5 protein-coding genes and 1 pseudogene are annotated in these 8050 nt (G+C 38.8%); all 6 read left to right on the plus strand.

The window, feature by feature from the left end; translation table 11 throughout:
- Positions 1-374 precede the first annotated feature (374 nt).
- A complete protein-coding gene (locus J2S25_RS20080) occupies positions 375-1574 on the plus strand; it encodes an ROK family protein (RefSeq protein WP_044394514.1) in 1200 nt (399 codons plus the stop codon).
- 26 nt (positions 1575-1600) lie between these two features.
- The gene (locus tag J2S25_RS20085; RefSeq protein ID WP_044394512.1) at positions 1601-2881 is read left to right on the plus strand and encodes an extracellular solute-binding protein; all 1281 of its coding nucleotides are present in this window, start codon (positions 1601-1603) and stop codon (positions 2879-2881) included.
- A gap of 72 nt (positions 2882-2953) precedes the next feature.
- Positions 2954-3841, plus strand: coding sequence for a carbohydrate ABC transporter permease (locus J2S25_RS20090; protein WP_044394511.1), 888 nt, complete (start codon positions 2954-2956; stop codon positions 3839-3841).
- Between the two features lie 9 nt (positions 3842-3850).
- Positions 3851-4684, plus strand: a complete 834-nt coding sequence (locus J2S25_RS20095; protein ID WP_044394510.1) for a carbohydrate ABC transporter permease — start codon at positions 3851-3853, stop codon at positions 4682-4684.
- Positions 4685-4708: 24 nt separating this feature from the next.
- The gene (locus J2S25_RS20100; RefSeq protein WP_307192692.1) at positions 4709-6421 is read left to right on the plus strand and encodes a glycoside hydrolase family 66 protein; all 1713 of its coding nucleotides are present in this window, start codon (positions 4709-4711) and stop codon (positions 6419-6421) included.
- 67 nt (positions 6422-6488) lie between these two features.
- Positions 6489-7960, plus strand: a pseudogene (locus tag J2S25_RS20105) (alpha-glucosidase); the annotation flags it as partial.
- Between the last annotated feature and the right edge of the window lie 90 nt (positions 7961-8050).

Below are 8050 nucleotides of genomic sequence, written 5' to 3' on the forward strand. Positions count from 1 at the left end.
TCGAAATGTTTCGAATTATATATGGACATTATAATCGACTAATTCTGGACAGGCAATACCGTCAACTTTCGGAAATTTAAGAGTGTCATAAACAGCTCGTGACAGTCATAAATTAAGTTTGGATGCTGTTCTAAAATCTGATATTGTTATTACTCACTTCCTAACTGTTTATAAAAATAGGTTTTTAATAGTATCTAAAAAAATACTCTTGTCAAAATTTTTTGTCGAAATATTTTTATTTTAAGACATTGATTCGTTCAATGAATAAAGTTATTATAAAAGTGTACCAAGTGTCACAAAAAAATTCTTGGAACAAAAAATTTTTATAAAGTTTATTCGCTCATTGAAGGAATAAACTTAGCTGGAGGAGGAATATGAACCAAATAATCAGAAGGGGAAACAAGGATTTCATTAAGGAATTAAACAGATCTCTGGTAATAGATGAAATTAGGCTGAAGGGGCCAATATCCAGGACGGATTTATCCGTCAATACAGAATTGGGTTTATCAACAATTACAAACATTATCAGTGAACTCATGAACGAAGGGTTGATTTGTGAGGTAGGATCCGGTAATTCCAATGGTGGAAGAAAGCCAGTATTACTAACACTAAAGGGAATGTCCAAAAAAGCAATTGGCATCAAGATTGAAAACACACGTCTACTCATAAGCACCTCAGACTTGAATGGCAAGTTAGATTATAAACAGACCATTCTCTTTCCGCAGAAATTAACCGCACAAGATATCACTTCATTGATTATCACCGAAATAGAAAAAATTTATGAACTTTATACTGGTATTGAGTTTTTGGGAATTGGGATAGCTGCATCCGGTTTGGTGGATTCAGGAAAACTTACTATTATCGATTCGCCAATAGTAGGTTGGGAGAATATCAAATTTAAGGTTTTAGAGGAAAAATTCAATATCCCAGTCTTTTTGGAAAATGATGCAAACGTCTTTACTCTTGCTCATCTTTGGAGAGGAATCGGGAAGGAAAACCATACAATTATTGGAGTAACGGTGGGTATAGGGATAGGGGCAGGCATTGTCATAGACAGGCGAATTTATCGCGGAGAGTTTGGAGGAGCCGGAGAACTGGGTCATCTCATTATCCAGAGAGAAGGGACTCCATGTTATTGCGGCCAACGAGGATGCTTGGAAATGTACGCATCAGACCACTATCTAGTAAGTGAAATTGCCCGGTTAAAATCACTTGGGGCAGACTCCCAACTTGTCAAATATAAGAATATCAACTTGTCGTCTGTATCCCGTGAAGCAGAAGCTGGAGATTATTATGCAAAGGAAATATTAATTAGACAAGGTGAAAACCTTGGTATCGGTTTAAAAAATATGGTCAATCTATTTAATCCTGGCGCCATCATTTTGGGTATGGAAGGATTGGATCACTCTGAATATCTGATAAGAGGGATCAAGAGAGAACTGAATACTCATTTCTTTGTTAAGCACCCGAAACAGTTGGATTTATTTTTTTCTGATCTTGGAGATGATGCATGGTTAATTGGAGCCTGTGCACTTGTTCTGGATGAATTCTTTAAAATTCCAATCTATAAATAAATGAATTTATTAGGAGGAGTTATTGAATGTTTAGTAAGCGTTTACATTTGTTAAGTTTAATTATGGTACTTCTGCTCCTTTTTGTAACTGCATGTTCTGGCGAAAAAACTACTAACGAAACACAGAAGGAAGCGGACGCACAAAAAAAAGAGGTCACACTCACATTCTGGCACGGCTATAATCCTGTGGAAGCAAAGCATTTTGAAGAAAATGTTATCCCGAATTTTGAGGAGGAACATCCAGGAGTAAAAATCAAGTCAGTAGCTGTTCCGTACGATCAATTCTATCAAAAGTTGATTACGTCTATTTCGGGTGGTACGGCCCCTGATATGATCAGGGCAGACTTGGCATGGGTTCCTCAGCTTGCAAAGCTGGATGCTCTTGAGCCTCTTGACCAATTGATGGATGATTTCAACACTTATAAAGATAGTGTTTTTCCAGGTACATTGAGCCCGAATAAATGGAAGGACCATTATTATGGCCTGCCGCTTGATACGAATACACGTGTTCTTATGTGGAATAAAAAAATGTTCGATGATGCAGGTATAACTGCTCCTCCAAAAACGCTGGATGAATTTTATACAACTATCGAAAAGCTCTCTAAAGAGGGAAAAGAATGGGGATATGCAGAGGGAGGAACAGGAGGATGGAATGTACTGCCCCTATTATGGAGCGCTGGAGGGGGAGTTACTGACGAAAACATGACCAAATCTACAGGCTATTTGAATAGCCCGGAGAGTGTGCAATTCCTTGAAAAATTGGTTGAGTTGAATAAAAAAGGTAATTTGGGTCCTTCAATCCTTGGAGGAGGATTAGGTACTGCCGATGGATATGCGCAAGGGAAATATGGAATGATCCTAGATGGACCTTGGATGGTACCGATTTTCAAGGATCAATACCCAGACTTTGAGGTTCAAATGTCCTTAATACCAGAAGGCAAGGGTGGGTCTGTATCGGTAGTTGGCGGAGAAGACATTGTGCTGTTTAAGCAATCTAAAAATAAACAGGAAGCTGCTGACTTCATTCGTTTCATGCTTTCCAAGGACACACAGCTTTCAATGGCTGATGTAGGACAAATTCCAGTCCTGCAGGATTTGGCAGAAAGTGATTATATGAAAAATCACGAATATTATGGAATTTTTATGGAACAGTTGAAAACAGCAAAAGCTCGCACACCGCATCCTGAGTGGAACAAAATTGATACTGCGATTTCCGAGGCGGTTCAATATGCTTTGCGAGGCGATAAATCTCCAAAAGATGCCTTGGATGAAGCAACTGTGAAAGTTGATGCCATCTTGGCCCAATAAGACTGGTGGGGAGAGATTCTCTTTACAAGGCTCTCCCCTGTAGTTTAAAGATAAAGAAAGGGACTGGAATACATGGAGAAAGATTTATATCGTTCAAAACAAGTTATTTTCTTTATTCTCCCGGCTATGTTTTTCTTTTTAGCCTTCAATACTTACCCAATACTGAAGGCACTGCAAATGAGCTTCTACCAATGGAATATCTTAATGCCAAGTGAAAGCGAGTTTATCGGCTTTGATAATTATTTACAGGCAATGAAAGATCCGGTTTTCTGGACGTCTTTAAAAAACAGCATCATTTATACCACAGTAACCGTTCCATCCCAAATGGTACTAGGGTTATTCGTTGCGGTGCTACTTGACCAGAGTATTAAAGGCAAAGCTTTTTTTCGTACACTGTATTATTTACCGGTCATCACTTCCTGGGTAGTTGTATCACTATTATTCAAGTACCTGTTCAACAGCCAGGCAGGGTTAATCAATTATATATTAAAAGATTTCCTGCATATTATTCCTTCCTATATCAACTGGCTTCAGGAGCCGGGTACTGCATTGGCAGTCATAATGCTTTTAGGTATCTGGAAAGGAGTGGGATGGTCAATGGTAATTTTCCTGGCGGCCCTACAGAATATTCCGGAGGATTTGAAGGAGGCAGCCACAATAGACGGCGCTAGTCCTATACACTTCTTTTTCAAGGTGACTCTACCGCTTTTAAAGCCGACCATAGCATTTATTTCCATCATGCTAATCATCGGGGGATTTAATGTCTTTATCTCCGTTCTCCTCATCACTGGTGGGGGACCGCTCCAGAAGACCGAGGTGCTACTAACCTATATGTATAATCAGGGCTTTGGAAATCTTAACTTTGGTTATGGAGCTGCTTTATCCTATATTTTGGGAGCGATTATATTCATTATTAGTGCCGTGCAAATGAAAATATTTAATAAACCTGTAGATATGTAGGAGGAGAAGATGAGAAAACAAAAATTTTTATTAAAAACCGTTGTATATGTCCTCCTTTTACTTGGTGCTACAATTACAACTATCCCATTTCTTTATATGGTGTCGACTTCCCTAAAAGGACAAACATATGTATTTGAAGTACCGCCAAAGTTTATACCTACTGATCCGACATTGCAAAACTTTTCAGATGCCTGGAATTCGAATAATTTCCAAGGATATTTTATGAATAGTGTTTTTGTATCGGTTTTAACAACTGTTATCGTCCTGATATCATCTTCCATGCTTGCCTTTGCTTTTGCTAGATTTCATTTTAGGGGCAAAAGGTTTCTGTTCATGATCATCTTGCTTACTCTCATGATTCCGGGAATGATGTTGATTATTCCGCAATTTATCTTAGCAAAAAATCTTGGGTTGTTGAATAATTTGTGGGGACTTGTATTTGTTTATGTGGCCATGAATATAGCGGTCAATACATTTTTGCTTCGTGGTTTTTTTGAAGGGATTCCTAGGGAACTTGAGGATGCTACGAGGATTGATGGCGGCGGATTCTTTACTATTTTCTTCAAAGTAGTGCTACCACTTTCGAAGCCGGCACTGGCAACAGTCGCTATTTTCACTTTTCTTTTTGGCTGGGATGAATTTGTGTGGGCAGTCATTTCGATTAATGAACCAGAAAAATATACTTTGCCCGTTGCGATTGCTACTTTCCATGGCGCTCATCAAACCCAATGGGGATTGGTCTTTGCTGCCTCTTTATTTGCGATTTTTCCAGTTATTTTAGCATTCGTTTTGCTTCAAAAGCATTTTATTAAAGGACTTACAGCAGGGTCGGTCAAAGGCTGATCCACGGAAAGGCGGGTAAATGTTTTGAAAGTACAGAAAATTCTGGATTTATATCCCTTAAAAGCACAATTCAAGCCAGGTGAGAAACCGATGTTTAGGGTTGAACTGGAAGAAATTCATCCAGGGTCAGTGTTGGATGTGGAAATTTCTCACTTAAATAATATAATTTTTCATGAAAAATATTCAATTCAAGGAGAGGAGATCATAGATTTTGAACTTGAAAAGCAGGATTTTGAACAAACAGGATTTGGAATAAAGGTGGATTTACTCGATTTGGAAGGCTTGACCAGTGATTCAAAGTCTTCTGCATTCGATGTAGCCTCCCATTGGAACAAGTCACCAAGATACGGATTCCTATGTGAATTTCATCCCGAAGAAAATGGAAAACTCAAAGATTTGGACATTCTTAATAAACTCCATATTAACATTGTTCAATTTTATGACTGGATGTACAGACATGACCAATTAGTGCCGGAAGATAATAACTTTACTGATCCGCTTGGAAGAAAGCTGTCTTCGGATGTTATAAAGGAAAAGATTTTTAACGCCAATCAAAAAGGTATGGCCACAATTGCTTATGGTGCAATCTACGCTTCTCTTAAAGATTTCTTTGAAAAGCATTCCGAATGGGGGCTTTACCAAAATGATGGGATTCCCTATTCCTTGGTGGATATCTTTTACATTATGGATATTTCCTCTGACTCAAAATGGAATGATCATATCATAAATGAGTTCAAAAGAGTAATAGAATATGGCTTTGATGGGATACATATGGACCAATATGGTTTCCCAAAAAAGGCATGGAACCAGCAAGGTAATCTAGTTGATATGTCAGAAACTTTCGCCCCGTTCATTAACAGAACAAGAGAAGAATTATCTGAAATTAACCCGGATGTTGGTCTCATTTTCAACAACGTCGGGAACTTTCCCACCTATGCGACTGCAGATGCCAAGCACGATGCTATTTATATTGAAGTTTGGTCGCCAATCAACTCCTACCCTGAACTAAAAGTCCTCATTGATCAAACAAAACAGTACTCTGGAGACAAACAAGTTATTCTCGCGGCTTATCTTGCACCCTTTAATCATCGCAAAGAAGGGTTCAACCAGCAAGCAGCTGAGAACGGAGCTCTTACTGCCATGGCAACAATATTCGCAAATGGCGCCTACCATTTGCTCATTGGAGAAGAATATAAGGTCCTTACCGAAGGGTACTACCCGAATTACGGGGAAATGAGTGAGACATTTAAAAGGAAAGTAAGGTCCTACTACGATTTTATCGTGCAATACCAGGAGCTTTTGTTCGGGAAATTCGTCGATATCTCCTATACGCATACAGGAGGATACAACAATGAGATAGGCCGCGATAATGAAATTGAATTTCAAGGGAAGAATATTCGATTTTCCCCTTCAGGTGAAGCAGGAACTGTATGGACGATTGTAAAGGAAAACAAACGTTTCCTGGTTATCCACCTCCTTAACCTCAGCAATTATAAGGATAACTTGTGGAACACAGCGAAAGAAAGTCCGCCAGTTCCGATTTCAAATGTAAAAGTGAGAGTTCTAATGGAAGAAAATGTCCAGGGAGTATTCTTTGTAACACCGGATTCAAATGAATGCCAGCCAATCGAACTCAAACCTAAAAAAGTAAAGGGTTCAAATGGGTTTATGCTCGAAGTAAATATCGAAAAGCTTGAGGTCTGGTCGGTTCTTTGTTTTTCGAAATCAAAAAATTAAAAAGGATTACAAAAGGTTGGTAACCTTTTTGCCTCTTGTTACAAAATTTATTTGAGGAGCATTTTAAATGGATGTACTGTGCAATGAAATTGAGTGGTGGAAAAAGAGTGTAGTCTACCAAATATATCCGAGAAGTTTTTTGGACTCGAATGGGGATGGAATAGGGGATATTGCTGGTATCACCATGAAACTTGATTATCTTAAAAACCTGGGGATTGATGTAATATGGCTAAGCCCGATTTATGATTCACCGAACGACGACAATGGATACGATATCCGTGATTACTATAAGGTCATGGCCGAGTTCGGATCGATGGCTGACTTTGAGAATCTCCTATACGAAGCACATAAACGCAACTTGAAAATAATTATGGATCTTGTTGTTAATCATACTTCGGATGAACATGAATGGTTTATCCAATCAAAAATGAGCCCTGGTAACCCATACAGGAATTTTTATTTTTGGAGAGATGGGAAAATGGCGAGTTACCTAATAATGGGGGCTCGATTTTTAGCGGCCCAGCGTGGGAATTTGATGAAGAGTCGCGGCAATATTACCTTCATATCTTTTCAAGGAAGCAGCCTGATCTAAATTGGGATCATCCTGAATTAAGAAAAGAAATATACAGGATGATGAAGTTCTGGCTTGATAAAGGGATCGATGGCTTCAGGATGGACGTGATAAACTTCATTTCCAAGGCACCTGGTCTTCTGGATGGGGAAATGAAAGAAGGCAGGCTCTATGGGGACGGGGGACCCTATTTTATAAATGGACCTCAAATCCATGAATATCTTCAGGAAATGAACAAGGAAGTCTTATCGAAATATGACATTCTTACCGTAGGGGAAATGCCAGGCGCAAGCCCCGAGGATGCAGTAATTTACACGAATCCGATAAATAAAGAATTAAATATGGTTTTTACATTCGAGCATATGGATCTTGATAGCGGACCGAAGGAGAAATGGGATATTAGACCCCTAAACCTAGTTAAGCTTAAGGAACATATTGAAAAATGGCAAACAAAATTATATGGAAATGGCTGGAATAGTCTATATTGGAATAATCATGATCAACCAAGAATCGTCTCCCGTTTTGGGGATGATCAAAAATATCGGATAGAATCTGTCAAGATGCTTGCCACCTGTTTACATATGCTTCAGGGAACACCTTATATTTATCAAGGCGAAGAAATAGGGATGACAAATGTGAAATTTCAAACAATTGAGGATTATAGGGATATTGAAACATTGAATATGTACAATGAAAAACATTCGATGGGAATACCAGATAATGAGATAATGAAGGCAATCTATGCCAAAGGGAGAGATAATGCCAGGACTCCAATGCAGTGGAGTAATCAATTAAACGCTGGATTTACCCATGGGAAGTCCTGGATTAAGGCAAATCCGCGATATCGGGAAATCAATGTAGCGCAGGCATTAACTGATCAACATTCCATCTATTATCATTATCAACAGCTTATCTTCCTAAGGAAAAAACTCGGCATCATTACAACAGGTGATTTTAATCTCCTTTTAACGGATTTCCGAAAGAAGTCTCCCATCCTCAAGGAATGGGAAGGGCTAAAGCCCAATGAGTAGGTGGGAGATGAATTTTGGTTGGCTTTA

The organism is Mesobacillus stamsii, from assembly GCF_030814065.1.
Classification (GTDB): domain Bacteria; phylum Bacillota; class Bacilli; order Bacillales; family Cytobacillaceae; genus Mesobacillus; species Mesobacillus stamsii.